Here is an 18,448-nt window from a genome sequence, read left to right on the forward strand (position 1 = left end):
TACGGGGTGGCCCCATCGCCCATGTCCGGCTAATCTGCTCGGCCGGACAGGCTCGATCACTGGGCGTGCGGGATCGAGCACATGCCGTACAGGCGATCGACATACGGCGACAACCACGCGTAAGCCAATGAGAAACCCCCTATCAGGCATCCTCCGAGGGCGGAAGCGACACGGCCACCGCAAGGGGCCGAGGAGAGAGTGACGATGACCGAGGCAGGTGGGTCGGCCGGCCCGATCGGCGCAGCACACGCCCGGTACGCGCCCGGTACACCCTGCTGGGTGAGTCTGATGGCGCACGGGTTGACCGCGACGCAGGAGTTCTACGGCGAGCTGTTCGGCTGGGAGTTCCGACCCGGCCCACAGCCGCTGGGCCCCTATGCGCGGGCGCTGCTCGACGGCCGCGAGGTGGCCGGGATCGGCCAACTGCCCCCGGACCGCCATCTCCCGGTCGCCTGGACGCCCTATTTCGCCTCGGACGACGTGGACACGACCGCCGAAACGGTCCGGCTGTGCGGCGGCACCATCGGGGTCGGCCCGCTGGACGCCTCCGACGCCGGCCGGCTGGCCATCGGCTCGGACCCCTCGGGCGCCGTCTTCGGCGTCTGGCAGGCGGCGGCCCATGTCGGCACCACGATCACCGGCGTGCCCGGCACCCCCGCCTGGAACGAGCTGACGACCTACGAGGCCGCGGGCGTCCGCAAGTTCTACGAGACGGTCTTCGGTTACGAGGAGACGGTGGTGTCCGCCGACTTCGACCACGTGACCCTGCACGTCGCCGGCCGTCCGGTCGCCGGCATCCACGGGGTGGGCACCGCGCTGCCCCGGGACCGGGGACCGCACTGGACGACGTTCTTCGAGGTGGCCGACACGGACGCGGCGCTCGGCCGCGTCGTCGATCTCGGCGGGCGCGTCCTCGAGCCGGCCCAGGACAGCGAGCACGGGCGGGTGGCGGGCGTGGCCGACCCCGAGGGGGCCCCCTTCTCCCTGATCCAGGGGCCTCGGCGAGAGACGGTCCCTGAAGCCGCCGGCGGCTAGACCTGGTGCACCGGCAGCACGTCCGGCGACAGGGCCGCCGCCCGCGCCGACGCCGAGGTCATACGGCGGCGGTGGTGGCGCCTGCACAGGACCTCGTAGCCGACCGTGTCCGCCTGGTCCACGTCGCCGACGACGACCTGGGCGCCCTCCACGACCATGACACCGCCCACCGTGCGGGCGTTGTGCGTGGCACGCGCGCCGCACCAGCACAGCGCCTCGACCTGGAGGACCTCGACCCGGTCGGCGAGTTCGACGAGCCGCTGGGAGCCGGGGAACAGCTTGGAACGGAAGTCGGTGGTGATCCCGAAGGCGTATACGTCGATGTCCAGGTCGTCGACCACGCGCGCGAGCTGGTCGATCTGCTCCTCGGCCAGGAACTGCGCCTCGTCCGCGATCACGTAGTCCGCGCGGCCGCCCTGCGAGAGATGGTCGACGAGGGAGGCGTAGAGGTCCTGACCGTCCTCGACCTCGACCGCGTCGGTGACCAGGCCCAGCCGGGAGGACAGCTTGCCCTCGCCCGCGCGGTCGTCCCGCGTGAAGATCATTCCCTGGAGACCGCGCGAGGAACGGTTGTGCTCTATCTGGAGAGCCAGCGTCGACTTCCCGCAGTCCATGGTTCCGGAGAAGAACACCAGCTCGGGCATGGGGAGTTGAGCGCCTTTCGGTGAAGATTGAAGGTAGAAGGGTCGAGGAGGAAGGAACGGTTCCGGGCGTCAGGAGCGTACTTCGAGCAGCGGGACCAGCTGCTCGGCAGGGGTCATCGAGCCGTGGTTGCCGACCATCGCCGACTCCTTGGGCTCCCGTTCGGAGGCGATGATCAGGACGTCGTCCCGGGCGGCCGCGACCACGTCGCCGAGGCGGGCGTACACCCGCTCGTCGATCCGCGGCCCGAACCAGCCCGCGGCGATCGCCTCGTCGCGCGAGGCGATCCAGAACTGCTCGCCGAGCACCTCGCGCCAGCAGGTCAGGACGTCGTCCTCGGCGCCCGGCACGGCGTAGACATGGCGGGCGCGGCCCTCGCCGCCCAGCAGGGCGACCCCGGCGCGCAGCTCCCAGTCCGCGTCGAAGTCGATGCGGTGTTCGTCGTCGAAGGGCACGTCGACCATGCCGTGGTCGGCGGTGACGTAGAGCGCGCTGCGCGGCGGGAGCTGCTCGGCGAGGCGCTGGACGAGCCGGTCGACGTACATGAGCTGACCGCGCCAGGTGTCGGAGGCGACGCCGTAGCGGTGCCCGGCGCCGTCCAGTTCCGCGTAGTAGGTATAGACGAGGGAGCGGTCACCTGCGGCGAGTTGTGCGGCGGCGAAGTCCATGCGCTCCTCGCCGGTCAGCCGCCCGTGAAACGTTCCGCCGCTGAGCGCGACCTTGGTCAGCGGGGTGTTCTGAAAGGTGGGGGACGACACCTGGGCGGCGTGCACACCCGCCTTGTGGGCGAGCTGGAAAACCGTGGGATAGGGCTGCCAGGCGCCCGGGTCCGTCCACGGCTGCCAGCGGAGCTGGTTCATCAGGGCGCCGGTCGCCGGGTTGCGCACGGTGTAGCCGGGCAGGCCGTGCGCGCCCGGCGGGAGGCCGGTGCCGACGGAGGCGAGGGAGGTCGCGGTGGTCGCCGGGTAGCCGGCGGTGAGCGGACGTCCGGTGCCGCCCCGCGAGCTGCCGAGCAGCGCGTGGAGATAGGGCGCCTCGTCGGGGTGCGCCTTGATCTGCTCCCAGCCGAGGCCGTCGATCAGGAAGACGCAGTTGCGGTCGGCCGGGGTGAGCTCGGGGATCGCCGCGGTCGTGCCGGGTACACCCATGCCGGCCGCCAGCGTGGGCAGCAGGTCGGCGAGGGAGCCGGAGCCGTACTCGGGGACGGGGGCGGAGCCGACGGCCAGCGGTTCGGGGAAGTCCCAGAGGGCGGAATCGGAAGGGGCGGGCACGGAGCGCCCTCGATCATGGGCGGCGGGGGGAGGCGGGTGGGACATCAGCGGGTTACGTCCGCTGTCGCCTCGGAGAGCGACTGCGCGAAGACGAGCGTCTGGCGGACCGTCTCCGGGCCGTCGCCGGCCTCGCTCACGCGCAGGCTGAGGTCGTCCGCCGTCGAGCTGCCGGTGTAGCCGTGGTCTGCGTCGCAGTTGGGGTCGCCGCAGGCGGCCGGCTCCAGGTCGATACGGGAGACGGCGCCCCAGCCGATGGTCAGCACGACCTCGCGCGGCGGGGTGCCCGGCGTGTACGACTCCGGGTTGGCGACCACCCGGCTGAGGACGACGGACGAGATCCGGCCGATCTTCACGGACTCCGTGGACGTCGTGGCGTACGGCGTCGGGGAGGTGGTGTCGGCGGCCTGCTCGTCGGTGTGGCTGACGATGAAGCGGTTGCCGGTGAGGACCAGCACGGTCACATGCCGGCGCACCTCGTTCTGGTCGAACGTGGTCTCCTGGTGGACCAGGTACGACCGGATCGGCTCGCCGCCCACGGCGGCCTCCACCGCCTCGGCCACGAGGGCCGGGTAGTAGCCGCTGCGCTCGATCGCCGCGCGCAGCCCCTGGGTCGTCGTACTGGTCTTGGCCATGCCTCCATCCTACGGGGACCCACTGACTGCGAGGCACCGCTCAGTACCGCTCCGGTACGTCGGCGGCGGCCGGGGTGCGCTCCATGGGCGCTCCGGGGGACGCCTCCGCGGGCGAGCCGCTGCCCGGGCGGCGCGTCCTCGCGCGCGTGCCCGACGAGGTGCTCCCGGACGGTCTGCTCAGTAGGCCGGCAGCGTCCTCGGTCCGAGGTCGTCGCGTGCCGGCGGGGGTGCGAGGCGTACGGAGGCGCCGAGGACGCTCAGCCCGTGCGGGGCGACGACGACCGGCTCCAGGGTGACCGCGACGACCTCGGGGTGGTCGTCGACCAGCCGGGACACCCGCAGCAGCAGCTCCTCCAGGGCGGCGGTGTCGACGGGCGTCGAGCCGCGCCAGCCGAAGAGGAGGGGGGCGGTCCGGATGGAACGGATCAGTGAGGCCGCGTCGCGGTCGGTGACCGGAACCAGCCGGTGCGCCATGTCCCCGAGCAGCTGTGAGGCGGCCCCGGCGAGTCCGAAGGACAGTACGGCTCCGGCCGCCGGGTCGATGACCGCGCGGACGACCGTGTCGACGCCGCGCGGTGCCATCGCCTGGACGACCGGGCGGATCTCCTCCGGCTTACCGAAGAGCTCGGTCAACTCGGCGTACGAACGGCGCAGTTGCTCCTCGTCGGCCACATCGAGCCGTACGCCGCCCAGATCGGCGCGGTGCCGCAGGTGCGGGGCGGTGGCCTTGAGGGCGACGGGGTAGCCGAGGGCGTCCGCGGCCCGCGCGGCCTCGTCCGGGGTGGGCGCCTGGATCGCCCGCCGGGTGCGGATGCCGTAGCGGCCGAGCAGCTCGCACGTCTCGTCGGTGCCGAGGGTCAGGCCCTGCCCGCGCGCGAGGAGCCCGCCGATCAGTTCGGCGGCGCCCTTCTCGTCGATGTCCTCGTACTCGGGCACCTTGCCGGCGTCGGCCGCCTCGCGCCGCCACTGGGCGTACTTCACGGCCTCCGCGAGCGCGCGGACGGCGCGTTCGGCGGCGGGGTAGGCGGGGATGAGGTGCGTTCCCTCGGGTGCCTCGACGGCGGTGGGCACCGGCTGCGCCTCGCCGGGGACGTCGGTGCGCGCGCGTGGGGCCGCTTCCGCGCGCGGTGCGGTGCTCGTCGCGGCGGACAGCGCCGTGGCGAGACCGCCGAGTTCCACGTGCACGACGAGCACCGGTTTGGCGGGCGCGGCCGCCGCGGCCGACCGCAGGGCCTGCGCGAGTTCCGCGTCCCCGGGCGACCTCTCCCCGATCGCCGGGATCGCCGTCACGACCACGGCGTCGCACGTCTCGTCGGCCAGCGCCCGGGCGAGCGCCGCGTGGAAGTCCTGGGCCGACGCCTCGGTCGTCAGGTCCAGCGGCGGCAACGGACGCAGCCCCTCCGAGAGGCAGGCGTCGTACGTCAGCAGGCCCAGCGACTCGGAGTTGCCGAGGATGGCCACCCGCGGGCCCGTCGGCAGCGGCTGACGGGCGAGCAGCAGGCCCGCGTCGACCAGTTCGGTGATGGTGTCCACGCGGATCACGCCGGCCTGCCGCAGCAGCGCCGACACCGTCGCGTGCGGCAGCCGCGTCGCCCGTACGGCGTGCCCCTGCGGGGCGGAACCGGCGCCCTGGACGACGACCAGGGGCTTGGCGGCCGCCGTGCGCCGCGCGAGGCGCGTGAACTTGCGCGGGTTGCCGATGGACTCCAGGTACATGAGGGCGACGTCGGTGTCGGGGTCGTCGTACCAGTACTGGAGGACGTCGTTGCCCGAGACGTCCGCGCGGTTGCCGGAGGAGACGAAGGTCGACACGCCGGTGACGCCGGTGACGCCTCCGCCACGCCGGTGGAGGCGGGACAGCAGGGCGATGCCGATGGCTCCGGACTGGGCGAACAGCCCGATCCGGCCGGGCCTGGGCATCTCCGGGGCCAGTGAGGCGTTCAGCCGCACCTCCGGGGAGGTGTTGATGACTCCGAAGGCGTTGGGGCCGATGATCCGCATGCCGTACGCGCGTGCGTGCCGGACGAGTTGGCGCTGGCGCTCCCGTCCGTCGGGGCCGCTCTCGGCGTAACCGGCGGAGAGGACCACGAGTCCCTGCACGCCGTGCTCGCCGCACTCGGCGACGGCCTCGGGGACCTGCTCCGCCGGGACGGCGACGACCGCGAGGTCGACGGGCGCCGCAATGTCGCGCACCGAGCGGTGGGCGGGCACCCCGTCCAGTTCCTTCAGGTCCTCGGGGAAGGCCTTGTTCACGGCGTACAGCCGCCCGGTGAAGCCGGCCTCGCGGAGGTTGCCGAGGACGCTCCGTCCGACGCCGCCGGGAGTGCGGCCGGTGCCGACGACTGCTACGGAGCCGGGCGCCAGCAGCCGGCCCACGGAGTGCGCCTCGGCGCGCTGTTCCCGCGCGCGCTGCACGGCGACGGAGCGCTCGGTGGGTTCGAGGCCGAACTCCAGGTGGACGACGCCGTCCTCGAAGCTGCGCTTCTGGGTGTAACCGGCGTCCGTGAACACCTTGATCATCTTGGTGTTGGCGGGGAGGACCTCGGCCGCGAAGCGGCGGATGTCGCGCTCGCGTGCCACGGCCGCGATGTGCTCGAGCAGCGCGGAGGCGACGCCCCTGCCCTGGTGGGCGTCCTGCACGAGGAACGCGACCTCGGCCTCGTCGGCCGGCGCCGAGGCCGCCATGCCGTCGGCACCAATGCGGTCATAGCGTACGGTGGCGATGAACTCGCCGCCGACCGTGGCCGCGAGTCCCACCCGGTCCACAAAGTCGTGGTGCGTGAAGCGGTGGACGTCCTTGTCGGACAGGCGCGGGTAGGGCGCGAAGAAGCGGTAGTACTTCGACTCGTCCGAAACCTGCTCGTAGAAGCTGACCAGGCGCTCGGCGTCATCGATGGTGATGGGGCGGATGCGCGCGGTGCCGCCGTCGCGCAGCACCACGTCGGCCTCCCAGTGGGCGGGGTACTCGTGCCGGTCCGACGCGCTCTGCATGGGGCCCACAGTACGGCTCGCGTACGACAACGGCGCGAGGCAGTCTGTGGAGGACGCACGTCGGATCGAGGCCGCGATCCGACGTCCACGTCGGGAGGGAACCCCACACGACCCCTCCCTCACTCGCTTCACGTGTGGAACACTGGTCTAGACAACCTGAACACTGAAGGGCAGCATCACATGGCTGAGCGCCGCGTCAACGTCGGCTGGGCCGAGGGCCTTCACGCCCGCCCCGCTTCCATCTTCGTCCGGGCCGCCACGGCCGCAGGTATCCCGGTGACGATCGCCAAGGCCGACGGCAACCCCGTCAACGCGGCCTCCATGCTGGCCGTTCTCGGCCTGGGCGCCCAGGGCGGCGAGGAGATCGTCCTCGCCTCCGAGGCCGACGGCGCCGACGCCGCCCTCGACCGGCTCGCGAAGCTGGTCGCCGAGGGTCTCGAGGAGCTCCCCGAGACCGTCTGAGCGTGCGCACCCCTTAACGGGTCGCCCAATTGACGGTTGCGGTGTTCGCCACTTGAAAGGCGCCGTCCCGCTGACCCCGAAGGGCTCGTCCGAATTATCGGGCGAGCCCTTCGCATTTCCCGTCACGGGCAGCAGAAATAATCCCCCGCGAATTATCCCCTCTTTGTATACGGCCCCCGTGTTAATGCCGCAGACCCGTCATGTTTACGGGAGGTTGCGAAGTTCTCACACGGTCGGCGCGCTCGGGGTTGCCGGGAAAGCGCAGCCGGTGCGCGGTCGTCGCGCGCTCGGTGTGCAGCGCCGTGATCGCCCGCGCGCGCTCGCCGTCGCCGCGCGCCACCGCGTCCACGATCGCGCCGTGCTCCGCCCATGACTCCACGGGGCTGGCCGGCGCCTCCACCGCGTACATCCAGGCGATCTTGTGGCGGAGCTGAGTGAGCATCGACGTCAGGGCATGGCTTCCGGAGGACTGGGCGAGGGTCTCGTGGAACCAGCTCCCCAGGGAGCGCAGATCCTCGCTGTTGCCCCGCCTGGCCCGCTCCTGGCCCAGCCGGACGAGTCCGCGCAGCACCTTCAGATGGGCCTCGGTGCGCCGCTGGGCGGCCCGTGAGGCGCCGAGCGGCTCCAGCAGCATGCGCATCTCCAACAGGTCCGCCGCCTCCTGCTCGGTCGGCTCCGCGACGCACGCGCCCGCGTGCCGCCGCGTGACGACGAAGCCCTCGGCCTCCAGCGTGCGCAGCGCCTCTCGGACCGGGACGCGGGAAACGCCGTAGCGGCGGGCGAGGAGCTCCTCGGTGAGGCGGCTGCCGCGCTCGTAGACACCCGCGACGATGTCGTCCCGAATGGCCGTGCACACCGAGTGCGCCGGAATACGCATGACGGACCTCCGCCTTAATCCCCGTGAAACGTCGACGATTGACGTGTGTTCCGTGACTCTATTGCAATGAGCGGGAATTTCCGATGGCGGGCCGGAATCCAGGGATATTTTTTGGACAGCAGGGCCTCGGAAACAGCGAAAGCCCCGGCCGCAAGGGCCGGGGCAAGACGATCTGTCGCCGTGAGTCGTCAGACGTTCACGCCGTGGTTGCGGAGGTAGGCGACCGGGTCGATGTCCGAGCCGTACTCCGCGGTGGTGCGGGCCTCGAAGTGCAGATGCGCGCCGGTGACGTTGCCGGTGGCGCCGGACAGGCCGATCCGCTCGCCCGGGGTGACCGTCTGGCCCACCGACACCGCGAGGGACGACAGGTGACCGTACTGGGTGTAGGTCCCGTCGTTCATCTTGATCACGATCTGGTTGCCGTAGGACCCGCCCCAGCCGGCCTCGACCACGGTGCCGGAGCCGACCGAGTGCACGGAGGTACCGCTCGCGGCGTGGAAGTCGACGCCGGTGTGGCTGCCGGAGGACCACAGCGAGCTGCTGGCCTGGTAACTGGTGGAGACGTAGGAACCGGTGATCGGCAGCACGAAGGTGTTGAGGCGCTTGCGCTCGGCCTCGCGGGCGGCACGCACGCGTGCCTCGCGCTCCTCCACGGCCTTCTTGGCGGCGGCCTGACGGGCGGCCTCCTCGAAGGCGGCCTGCTTCTGCCGGGCGACCTGGTCGTCGACCTGCTCCGCGACGGACTCGGCTGCGGACTCGCCGGCGGTCACGACGGGGATCAGCCCGGTCTGCTCGGGGGTGGGCTCGGCGGCGAAGGCCGGGGTGGAGGCGACGGTGGCCATGACACCGGTGGTGGTGAGCGCCGCGATGCCCGCCGCGCGAACGCTGCTGCGCTGCATCCGGCTGGGCCGACGGTGCTTCCCGGGGGCGCTGGTGAACGCCATGAAGTCGGGGGTGTCCTTTCCTTCCCTCTCGCCTACCGGGTTAGCTGACGGGTTCGGAGCAGGAAGGTCTCCTACGGACCCCCTCGCGTTCACGCGCGGGCGTCCGATTCACCCCAGGGACTTCACAATTGGGTCCCCGGCTCCCCTGGCTCGCGCCGTACGGGGACTCGGCGATGACTGTCCGGTGCCGCGGCTGCGGCGCACTGCCTGACGAACAGCCCGGATGACGCTAAGCGGCGGGGTTTCAATCCTCAAACGGATCCCGGTTTTTGTAGCGCATCCCACAGGGCAGACAGGCAACCTCCGCATCAATTCGGACATGGGGAGGCCCTGGTGACGCTTTCGTCGACCAGGGCCCCCGCACGCGTGTGCCGTTGCCGGGACCTACTCCGCGGACACGACCTTCACCTCGCCGATGCCGAGGGCCTCGACCGGCTCCTTGATCTGGGCCGCGTCCCCCACGAGAACGGTCACCAGCCGGTCCACCGGGAAGGCGTTCACGGCCGCCGCGGTGGCCTCCACCGTGCCGGTCGCGGCGAGCTGCTGGTACAGCGTGGCCTGGAAGTCGTCGGGCAGGTGCTGCTCGACCTGGTCGGCCAGCGTGCCGGCGACGGCCGCGGCGGTCTCGAACTTCAGCGGCGCCACACCGACCAGGTTCTGCACGGCGATGTCCCGCTCGGCGTCGGTCAGCCCCTCTGCGGCGAGGGTGCGCAGCACCTTCCACAGGTCGTCCAGAGCGGGACCGGTGTTCGGGGTGTCGATGGACCCGCTGATGGCGAGCATCGCGGCGCCCGAGCCGTCGGGGGCGGACCGCAGGACCTGCCCGAACGCGCGGACACCGTAGGTGTAGCCCTTCTCCTCCCGCAGGACACGGTCCAGCCGGGAGGTGAGGGTGCCACCGAGGCAGTACGTGCCGAGCACCTGCGCGGGCCACACACGGTCGTGCCGGTCGGCGCCGATCCGGCCGATCAGCAACTGCGTCTGGACGGCGCCGGGACGGTCCACGATGACGACGCGGCCGGTGTCGTCGGCGGTCACCGGCGGCACGGGCCGCGGCTGGGCCGAGGAGCCCGTCCAGGCGCCCAGGGTGTCGCCGAGGAGCGCCTCCAGGTCGACGCCGGTGAGGTCGCCGACGACCACGGCGGTGGCCGTGGCGGGACGGACGTGCTTCTCGTAGAAGGCGCGTACGGCAGCGGAGTCGATCTTCTCGACCGTCTCCGCGGTGCCCTGGCGTGGGCGCGACATCCGCGCGGTGGCCGGGAACAGCTCCTTGGAGAGCTCCTTGGCGGCGCGCCGGGAGGGGTTGGCCAGCTCGTGCGGGATCTCGTCCAGGCGGTTGCGGACGAGGCGCTCGACCTCGCTGTCGGCGAACGCGGGGGCCCTCAGGGCGTCGGCGAGCAGACCGAGGCCCTTGGACAGGCGCGAGGCCGGCACTTCGAGGCTCAGCCGGACGCCGGGGTGATCGGCGTGCGCGTCCAGGGTGGCGCCGGAGCGCTCCAGTTCGGCGGCGAACTCCTCGGCGGAGTGCTTGTCGGTGCCCTCGGAGAAGGCACGCGCCATGATCGTGGCGACGCCGTCGAGGTCGGCCGGTTCGGCGTCCAGGGGTGCGTCGAGGAGGATCTCGACGGCGACGACCTGCTGGCCGGGACGGTGGCAGTGCAGCACGGTCAGGCCGTTGGCCAGCGCGGTGCGCTCGGGCGCCGGGAACGCCCACGGCTTGGCCTCGCCCGCCCGGGGCTGGGGGTGGAAGTCCATCGTGGCGAGCTCGGTCACCGGGCCGCCTCCTCGTTCTCGTCCTGGTCGGCGGGGGCTTCGGCGGCGGTCGGCTCGTAGACGAGCACCGCGCGGTTGTCGGGGCGCAGGCGGGCCTTGGCGATCTCCTGCACCTCCTCCGGCGTCACGTCCAGCACGCGCTGCACGGCGGTGAGGGCGAGCTGCGGGTCACCGAACAGCACGGCGAACCGGCACAGTTCGTCGGCGCGGCCGGCGACCGTGCCGAGCCGGTCGAGCCACTCACGCTCCAACTGCGCCTGGGCCCGCTCCATTTCCTCGGCCGTGGGGCCCTCCTCGGCGAACCGGGCGAGCTCCTCGTCGATGGCCGTCTCGATGACGGGCACCTCGACGTCGCCGGACGTCTTCACGTCCAGCCAGCCCAGGGAGGGCGCTCCGGCGAGCCGCAGCAGGCCGAAGCCGGCGGCGACGGCCGTACGGTCGCGGCGCACCAGCCGGTTGTAGAGGCGGGAGGACTCGCCGCCGCCGAGGACGGTGAGCGCCAGGTCGGCGGCGTCGCACGCACGCGTGCCGTCCTCGGGCAGCCGGTAGGCGGCCATCAGCGCACGGGCCGGCACCTCCTCCTCGACGATCTCGCGCAGCTGTTCGCCGATGACCTCGGGCAGTCCGCCGTCACGGGGCGCGGGCTTGCCGTCGTGGCCGGGGATCGAGCCGAAGTACTTCTCGACCCAGGCGAGGGTCTGCTCCGGGTCGATGTCGCCGACCACGGAAAGGACCGCGTTGTTGGGCGCGTAGTACGTGCGGAAGAACGCGCGCGCGTCCTCCAGGGTCGCCGCGTCCAGGTCGGCCATCGAGCCGATCGGCGTGTGGTGGTAGGGGTGGCCGTCCGGGTAGGCGAGGGCGGTCAGCTTCTCGAAGGCCGTCCCGTAGGGGACGTTGTCGTAGCGCTGGCGGCGCTCGTTCTTGACGACGTCGCGCTGGTTCTCCATCGACTCGTCGTCCAGCGCGGTGAGCAGCGAGCCCATGCGGTCGGCCTCCAGCCAGAGGGCGAGCTCCAGCTGGTGGGTGGGCATGGTCTCGAAGTAGTTCGTGCGCTCGAAGCTGGTGGTGCCGTTGAGCGAGCCGCCGGCCCCCTGGACCAGCTCGAAGTGGCCGTTCCCCTTGACCTGGCCCGATCCCTGGAACATCAGGTGCTCGAAAAGGTGAGCAAGACCGGTACGCCCCTTGACTTCGTGGCGTGAACCGACGTCGTACCAGAGGCACACCGCTGCGACGGGGGTCAGGTGGTCCTCCGAGAGCACCACGCGCAGGCCGTTGGCCAGACGGTGCTCGGTCGCTGTCAGGCCCCCGGAGCCTGCCTGGGCTGTGGCCGTGTGACCCATGGGCATGTACGTCCCTTCCGATCGCGGACGCGGTCGTCGAAACCGCGGTTTTCCTGCCGGTCCTGCCACTGTATGCAAGCGTGCGGACGGTCCGCGAAGTTCCCGGGCGACATACGCCGAGAGCGAGATCGCGTAGCCTGCGGGCAGCCGTGGAGGAGATGCCTCTGCGTTCGGGCGAGACGGCCGACGCCGGGTCCTCGCCCGCGCTGTCAGTGCCACGGTCCACAATGGTCCGCGTCAGATCCCGTATCACGCCCCAGCAAGGAGCCGGCAGCGATGGCCCGCCGCAGCACGAAGACCCCGCCGCCCGACGACTCGTACGAGGAGCGCATCCTCGACATCGACGTCGTCGACGAGATGCAGGGCTCCTTTCTCGAGTACGCGTACTCGGTCATCTACTCCCGCGCCCTGCCGGACGCCCGTGACGGCCTCAAGCCGGTGCACCGCCGCATCGTCTACCAGATGAACGAGATGGGCCTGCGCCCGGAGCGCGGCTATGTGAAGTGCGCCCGGGTCGTCGGCGAGGTCATGGGCAAGCTGCACCCGCACGGTGACGCGTCGATCTACGACGCCCTGGTGCGGATGGCCCAGCCCTTCTCCATGCGGGTGCCGCTGATCGACGGCCACGGCAACTTCGGCTCGCTGGGCAACGACGACCCGCCGGCCGCCATGCGGTACACCGAGTGCCGCCAGGCCCAGGCGACGAGCCTGATGACGGAGTCGATCGACGAGGACACGGTCGACTTCTCGCCCAACTACGACGGCCAGGAGCAGGAGCCGGTGGCACTGCCCGCCGCCTTCCCGAACCTGCTGGTCAACGGCGCGTCCGGGATCGCGGTCGGCATGGCCACGAACATGCCGCCGCACAACCTGGGCGAGGTCATCGCGGCCGCCCGCCATCTGATCCGCTATCCCGGCGCGGATCTGGACGCCCTGATGAAGTACGTTCCGGGCCCCGACCTGCCCACCGGCGGCCGGATCGTCGGCCTCTCCGGCATCCGGGACGCCTACGAGAACGGCCGCGGCACGTTCAAGATCCGCGCCACGGTGTCGGTGGAGACCGTCACGGCCCGCCGCAAGGGTCTGGTCATCACCGAACTGCCCTTCGCCGTCGGGCCCGAGAAGGTCATCGCCAAGATCAAGGACCTGGTCGGTTCGAAGAAGATCCAGGGCATCGCCGACGTCAAGGACCTCACCGACCGCGCGCACGGTCTGCGCCTGGTCATCGAGATCAAGAACGGCTTCGTGCCGGAGGCCGTCCTGGAGCAGCTGTACAAGCTGACCCCGATGGAGGAGTCCTTCGGCATCAACAACGTGGCGCTGGTCGACGGCCAGCCGCTCACGCTGGGCCTCAAGGAGCTCCTGGAGGTCTACCTCGACCACCGCTTCACCGTGGTGCGCCGCCGCAGCGAGTTCCGCCGCACCAAGCGCCGTGACCGGCTGCACCTGGTGGAGGGCCTGCTGACGGCGCTCGTAGACATCGACGAGGTCATCCGCCTGATCCGCTCCAGCGACAACAGCGCGGAGGCGAAGCAGCGCCTGATGGAGCGCTTCTCGCTGTCGGAGATCCAGACCCAGTACATCCTGGACACCCCGCTGCGCCGGCTCACCAGGTTCGACCGCATCGAGCTGGAGGCGGAGAAGGAGAGGCTCAACGAGGAGATCGCCGAGCTGACCCGGATCCTGGACTCGGACGCCGAGCTGCGCAAGCTGGTCTCGGCCGAACTGGCTTCGGTGGCGAAGAAGTTCGGCACCGAGCGCCGTACGGTCCTGCTGGAGTCGTCGGGTACCACGGCCACCGCCGTGCCCCTCCAGGTCGCGGACGACCCGTGCCGTGTCCTGCTGTCCTCCACTGGCCTGCTGGCCCGCACGGCGAACGGCGAGCCCTTCACGGAGGACGCGGAGGACGCCGAGGAAGGGGGCGGCAAGCGCACCAAGCACGATGTGATCGTCTCGGCGGTGCAGGCCACCGCGCGCGGGGAGATCGGCGCGGTCACCTCCTCGGGCCGTCTGCTGCGGATCAACGTCGTCGACCTGCCGCAGCTCCCGGACACGGTCTCGGCGCCGAACCTCTCGGGCGGTGCCCCGCTGGCGGAGTTCGTCTCCCTGGAGGGCGACGAGACGGTGATCTGCCTGACCACACTCGACGAGTCGTCCCCGGGCCTGGCCATCGGCACGGCACAGGGCGTCGTCAAGCGGGTCGTGCCCGACTACCCGACCAACAAGGACGAGCTGGAGGTCATCACCCTCCGGGACGGCGACCGGATCGTCGGTGCCGTCGAACTGCGTACCGGCGAGGAGGATCTGGTCTTCATCGCCGACGACGCCCAGCTGTTGCGCTATCAGGCCTCGCAGGTGCGTCCGCAGGGCCGCGCGGCGGGCGGTATGGCGGGCATCAAGCTCACCGAGGGCGCGAAGGTGATCTCGTTCACTGCCGTGGACCCCGCGGTGGACGCGGTGGTCTTCACGATCGCGGGCTCACGCGGAACCCTGGACGACTCCGTCCAGACGACCGCCAAGGTGACCCCCTTCGACCAGTACCCGCGCAAGGGCCGCGCCACGGGCGGTGTGCGCTGCCAGCGGTTCCTGAAGGGCGAGGACTGCCTGTCCCTGGCCTGGGCGGGCCCCGTGCCCGCCAAGGCCGCGCAGAAGAACGGCCTGCCCGCCGAGCTGCCGGAGATGGACCCGCGCCGTGACGGCTCGGGCGTGTCCCTGACGAAGACGGTCTCGGTGGTGGCGGGACCGCTCTAGGCCTCGGCCTCCTGGAAGGCCTCGTCGTCGGGAGCCCGTACATAGCGCAGGACGCCCCACATGCCGTGCTCGTCGGCGCCTGGGGCGTCCTCCTTGCACGCCTCGAGTTCCTTGCCGAGGGCAGCGGTGTCGATGCCGGAGCCGATGAGGACGAGCTGGGTCAGGCGGGCGTCGGCGGCCGGCCAGGGCTCCGGGTAGAAGCGGAGAAAGCGCCCGACGGCGTGCACGGCGTACCGGTTGGCCGGGTCGTGCGGACCGAAGTCGACATACCCCTTGATCCGGTACAGCCCCTCGGGCCGGCTGTCGAGGAACTCCATCAACCGGCGGGGTTCGAGGGGTACCTCGGAGGTGAAGGAGAGGCTGTCGTACGAGCTGTGGAGGTGCTCCGCGTGATCGTCTCCGGAGTGGTCGTGCAGGTCGTCGAAGGAGAGCTGCCCGACACGCTCCTCGCCCGGCCGGCAGTCGAAGAGGAACTCGGGGTCGATGCGGCCGTAGGTGGCGGGGACGACGGCGGCCCGGTCGGTGAGGGAGCGGACGAGTCCGAGGACCCGGTCGGCGTCGGGCGCGCGGTCGAGTTTGTTCACCACGACGAGGTCGGCGAGGGCGAGGTGCCGGTCGATCCCGGGGTGCTGCGCCCGGGTCTCGTCGAACTCGGCGGCGTCGACGACTTCGACGAGCCCGCCGTAGACGATGCCGGGATGCTCACTGGCCAGCACCATCCGCACGAGTTCCTGCGGCTCGGCGAGACCGCTGGCCTCGATGACGATGACATCGATGCCGACGGCCGGCCCGGCGAGCCGTTCGAGGTACACGTCGAGTTCGCCGGCGTCGACGGCGCAGCACAGACAGCCGTTGCCGAGGGAGACGGTGGAGTCGCCGAGCGCGCCGGCCACGGCCATGGCGTCGATCTCGATGGCGCCGAAGTCGTTCACGATCGCGCCGATGCGGCTGCCTCCGCTGCGATGCAGGAGATGGTTGAGCAGGGTCGTCTTGCCGGAACCGAGGAATCCGGCGAGTACGACGACCGGGATCTGCTGCGGACTGCGGCTCTGCGACACGTGCGACCTTTCTCAAACCTACGCGTGCACCGGCGCGCGGCCCGGCGCGCGTACGAGGATCGAATGCCGCCCCAGGATACGAGCCGCAGGAATCACCGCGAAGTGAACGATTGTTAGCAGCATCCGCGGGGCAGACGTTGGGCAAGGCGCCCTGGCGTGCGACCCTCGGTTCCCTCCGTGCGCCTCCCCTCCGCCTCCCCCGCCGGTCAGAGCCGCTCGGCACTCTGGGAGACGGCAAGCGCCGCCCACCGCTCGCCGGTCCCCGTCACGTCCACCCGCACCCCGACGACCGGCGCACGGCCGCTCGATCGGGGGTTTTTGACATGGCCACACAGAGGTTTGGGGTCCGCGGACTCGGTGCAGTCGCCGCGGCGGCGGCCGGCATGGCCGCGGGTGCCCTCGTCACCATGGCGGCACAACGCCATGCGCTGGAGACACTGCGGGTACGACTGGAGCACCTGGAACGGACCGCCCACTCCCAGCAGCACACCAATCTGGCCAACCAGCAGCGCCTGCACTGGGAATTGCTGAGCAAAGCCATCGACGACCCCGAACTGGCGGAAGTACTGGACCTCTTCGAGGCGCCCGTTTCCACCAAGCAGCGGCGCCAGTACCTCTACGCCAACGCTCTCTATACGAACGCGCTGTTTTATTACCGGATAGGCAACATCTCCCGCGAGGAGTTCTTCGGGTACATTCGGGGCATTCTTCAGAACCCTGTGGTACGGGAGTACTGGTACGCGACGCGACACCAGCGGGCGACCATTGCCGACGGTTCGGACGAAGCGGAACTCGGCCGCATGGTGGACGAACTCCTGACGCAACTCGAGGAGTCGGACGCCGACGAATGGTGGGTGGTGGGCGAGCCGCCGAGCTCGTGAACTTCCACCGGCCCTCGGCGCACTCCGGCGGCCGAGGGCTCACACTCCGGGGCTCGCACCCCCTCCTGCGGAATCACACCCTCGGCCCATTACGAAAAGGTCAAGTCGAGAGTTAAGTGAGGCGTCAGGGAGTTGACTCGCGCTTGATCGCGTAGAGGACCCCACCAGATCGTCGCCTACGCCGCCGGATGACGAGCGACCCCACAGGGCCCGCCTTGCACCGCGCAGTCGTCGTGCGCAAACCAACGGACCCAAGGAAGCAACAGTGAGTCAGATCATCCGTCGGATCGGTGCATCTCCGCGCGCTCGGGGAAGCGTGAGCGGAGCGAATTGCCCCGATATTTTCGAACTTGCCGATGGTAATTTCGCCGTTATCGGCACGGATGCCACGGATTCACTGGACCCGGACCTTCCCTCCGATGCCTCACGCGGCGACCACGAGAGAATTGTCGTCATCACCCGCGAGACCCTGATTCGCGCGAAGGCCGATATTCCGGACCTTTAGCGCCCTTCGAGAGGAACGGCCCGGCCGGCCCGGCCGCGATACCGGGCCTTCCTCGCGTATCCGCGCCCTCGGGCCGCGTTCAGGCCACCGCCGGCACCTCGGCCGGTGCCCCCGGCCCCACATACCGCGCGACGGGGCGGATGATCTTCGAGTCCTCGGCCTGCTCCAGGATGTTGGCGCTCCAGCCCACCACCCGCGCCGCCGCGAAGGTCGGGGTGAACATCTCGCGGGGCAGCCCGCAGAGCTCCATGACCACGCCCGCGTAGAACTCCACGTTCGTGTGCAGCTCCCGGCCGGGCTTCAGCTCGGCGAGGATCGCCTCGACGCACCGCTCCACCTCGACGGCGAACTCGACTCGCGGGCCCCCGAATCGCCGGGCGATCTCGCGGAGCATGCGCGAACGCGGGTCCTCCGTGCGGTAGACGGCGTGACCGAAACCCATGATGCGCTCACCGGCGAGGACCCGCTCGCGGATCCAGGGATCGATGCGATCCGGGGTGCCGATCGCGTCCAGGGTGTCCAGGGCCCGGCTGGGCGCGCCGCCGTGCAGCGGCCCCGACAGCGCTCCCACCGCCCCCACGAGACACGCGGCCACGTCCGCCCCGGTCGAGGCGATGACCCTGGCCGTGAAGGTTGATGCGTTGAAGCCGTGATCAATGGTGGAGATCAAGTATTGCTCGACCGCCCGGGCCCGCTCCGGATCGGGCTCCGCGCCGGTCAGCATGTAGAGGTAGTTCGCCGCGTACGGCAGGTCCTCGCGCGGCTCGACCGGGTCGAGGCCGCGTCCCAGCCGGTACAGCGCGGTGAGCAGCGTGGGTACGGCCGCGGACGCGACGACGGTGTCCTCGCGGCGTCGGTCCGCGTCGAGGTCGTACACCGGCCGGAAACCCTTCGCCGTGCCCAGCAGCGACAATGCCGTCCGCATCCCGGCCAGCGGGTTCGCGTCCGCACCGGCCGCCGCCGCCAGCGCGGGCAGGGCGGCGCCGACCTCCTCGGGGAGGCCCCGCAGTGCCGCGGTCTCGGCGGCGAAGGCGGCGCTCCGTCGCGCGTCCGGCAGTCCGCCGTGGACCAGGAGGTGCCAGACGTCCTCGAAGCGGCGGGTGCGAGCGAGGTCCACGGCGGAATACTGGCGGTAGTGGTAGAAGCCCTCACGCCCTCGGACGTCGCCGACCAGCGGGTGGGCGACGACGACACCCCCGAGTCCCCCCGGCCCGGCCCTTGGTGATGCGTGTGACAGGTTGACGGACATGTGGCCACCATGAAAAAGAATCGACAGTACATGCATG

The 18,448-nt window shown here is 71.0% G+C and carries 15 protein-coding genes and 1 riboswitch; of the genes, 5 read left to right on the plus strand and 10 right to left on the minus strand.

Annotation, left to right across the window (positions count from 1 at the left end; translation table 11 throughout):
* Positions 1–204 precede the first annotated feature (204 nt).
* On the plus strand, positions 205–1,035 hold the full coding sequence (locus ACFWBD_RS14620; RefSeq protein ID WP_385666879.1) for a VOC family protein: 831 nt from the start codon (positions 205–207) through the stop codon (positions 1,033–1,035).
* On the opposite strand, the gene ACFWBD_RS14625 is transcribed toward ACFWBD_RS14620, so the two are convergent.
* From ACFWBD_RS14625 to ACFWBD_RS14640, 4 genes are all read right to left on the minus strand, one after another.
* Positions 1,032–1,679, minus strand: coding sequence for a thymidine kinase (locus tag ACFWBD_RS14625; RefSeq protein ID WP_385666881.1), 648 nt, complete (start codon positions 1,677–1,679; stop codon positions 1,032–1,034). The two genes, ACFWBD_RS14620 and ACFWBD_RS14625, sit on opposite strands and share 4 nt — an antisense overlap.
* A 69-nt stretch (positions 1,680–1,748) precedes the next feature.
* On the minus strand, positions 1,749–2,993 hold the full coding sequence (locus tag ACFWBD_RS14630; RefSeq protein ID WP_385666883.1) for an alkaline phosphatase family protein: 1,245 nt from the start codon (positions 2,991–2,993) through the stop codon (positions 1,749–1,751).
* Positions 2,993–3,580 carry a DUF5998 family protein gene (locus ACFWBD_RS14635; RefSeq protein ID WP_351759610.1) on the minus strand — a complete coding sequence of 196 codons (588 nt, stop codon included), beginning with the start codon at positions 3,578–3,580 and terminating at the stop codon, positions 2,993–2,995. Before ACFWBD_RS14635 ends, ACFWBD_RS14630 begins: the two co-directional genes overlap by 1 nt.
* A gap of 177 nt (positions 3,581–3,757) precedes the next feature.
* The gene (locus tag ACFWBD_RS14640; protein WP_385666885.1) at positions 3,758–6,571 is read right to left on the minus strand and encodes a GNAT family N-acetyltransferase; all 2,814 of its coding nucleotides are present in this window, start codon (positions 6,569–6,571) and stop codon (positions 3,758–3,760) included.
* Between the two features lie 180 nt (positions 6,572–6,751).
* Here ACFWBD_RS14640 and ACFWBD_RS14645 point away from each other — a divergent pair, with 180 nt between their 5' ends.
* The gene (locus ACFWBD_RS14645; RefSeq protein WP_020125117.1) at positions 6,752–7,033 is read left to right on the plus strand and encodes an HPr family phosphocarrier protein; all 282 of its coding nucleotides are present in this window, start codon (positions 6,752–6,754) and stop codon (positions 7,031–7,033) included.
* Positions 7,034–7,214: 181 nt separating this feature from the next.
* Here the strand turns inward: ACFWBD_RS14645 and ACFWBD_RS14650 are convergent, their stop codons facing one another.
* From ACFWBD_RS14650 to ACFWBD_RS14665, 4 genes are all read right to left on the minus strand, one after another.
* Positions 7,215–7,910, minus strand: coding sequence for a GntR family transcriptional regulator (locus tag ACFWBD_RS14650; protein WP_385666887.1), 696 nt, complete (start codon positions 7,908–7,910; stop codon positions 7,215–7,217).
* Between the two features lie 188 nt (positions 7,911–8,098).
* Positions 8,099–8,854 (minus strand): M23 family metallopeptidase, encoded by a 756-nt coding sequence (locus ACFWBD_RS14655; protein ID WP_385666889.1) that lies wholly within the window; start codon positions 8,852–8,854, stop codon positions 8,099–8,101.
* Positions 8,855–8,868: 14 nt separating this feature from the next.
* Positions 8,869–9,037: riboswitch (cyclic di-AMP (ydaO/yuaA leader) on the minus strand.
* 201 nt (positions 9,038–9,238) lie between these two features.
* Positions 9,239–10,627, minus strand: coding sequence for a M16 family metallopeptidase (locus ACFWBD_RS14660; protein ID WP_385666891.1), 1,389 nt, complete (start codon positions 10,625–10,627; stop codon positions 9,239–9,241).
* Complete coding sequence (locus ACFWBD_RS14665) at positions 10,624–11,973, minus strand: M16 family metallopeptidase (protein WP_385666893.1); 1,350 nt, start codon at positions 11,971–11,973, stop codon at positions 10,624–10,626. The genes ACFWBD_RS14660 and ACFWBD_RS14665 overlap by 4 nt, the downstream gene beginning before the upstream one ends.
* A gap of 270 nt (positions 11,974–12,243) precedes the next feature.
* Here ACFWBD_RS14665 and ACFWBD_RS14670 point away from each other — a divergent pair, with 270 nt between their 5' ends.
* Entirely contained in the window at positions 12,244–14,718 is a 2,475-nt protein-coding gene (locus ACFWBD_RS14670; protein WP_385666895.1) for a DNA topoisomerase (ATP-hydrolyzing) subunit A, read from the plus strand.
* Here the strand turns inward: ACFWBD_RS14670 and ACFWBD_RS14675 are convergent.
* Positions 14,715–15,776, minus strand: a complete 1,062-nt coding sequence (locus tag ACFWBD_RS14675; RefSeq protein WP_385666897.1) for a CobW family GTP-binding protein — start codon at positions 15,774–15,776, stop codon at positions 14,715–14,717. The genes ACFWBD_RS14670 and ACFWBD_RS14675 overlap by 4 nt on opposite strands.
* A 323-nt stretch (positions 15,777–16,099) precedes the next feature.
* Between ACFWBD_RS14675 and ACFWBD_RS14680 the strand changes: the two genes are divergently transcribed.
* Together ACFWBD_RS14680 and ACFWBD_RS14685 are read left to right on the plus strand one after the other, a co-directional pair.
* Positions 16,100–16,657: a DUF6082 family protein gene (locus ACFWBD_RS14680; protein WP_385566999.1), complete on the plus strand. Its 558-nt coding sequence runs from the start codon at positions 16,100–16,102 to the stop codon at positions 16,655–16,657.
* A 265-nt stretch (positions 16,658–16,922) separates the two neighbouring features.
* Positions 16,923–17,162, plus strand: coding sequence for a hypothetical protein (locus tag ACFWBD_RS14685; RefSeq protein ID WP_230194432.1), 240 nt, complete (start codon positions 16,923–16,925; stop codon positions 17,160–17,162).
* Positions 17,163–17,241: 79 nt separating this feature from the next.
* Here ACFWBD_RS14685 and ACFWBD_RS14690 read toward each other — a convergent pair whose 3' ends face one another.
* Entirely contained in the window at positions 17,242–18,411 is a 1,170-nt protein-coding gene (locus ACFWBD_RS14690; protein ID WP_385666899.1) for a citrate synthase, read from the minus strand.
* Between the last annotated feature and the right edge of the window lie 37 nt (positions 18,412–18,448).

Source organism: Streptomyces sp. NPDC060002 (assembly GCF_042737245.1).
Classification (GTDB): Bacteria; Actinomycetota; Actinomycetes; order Streptomycetales; family Streptomycetaceae; genus Streptomyces.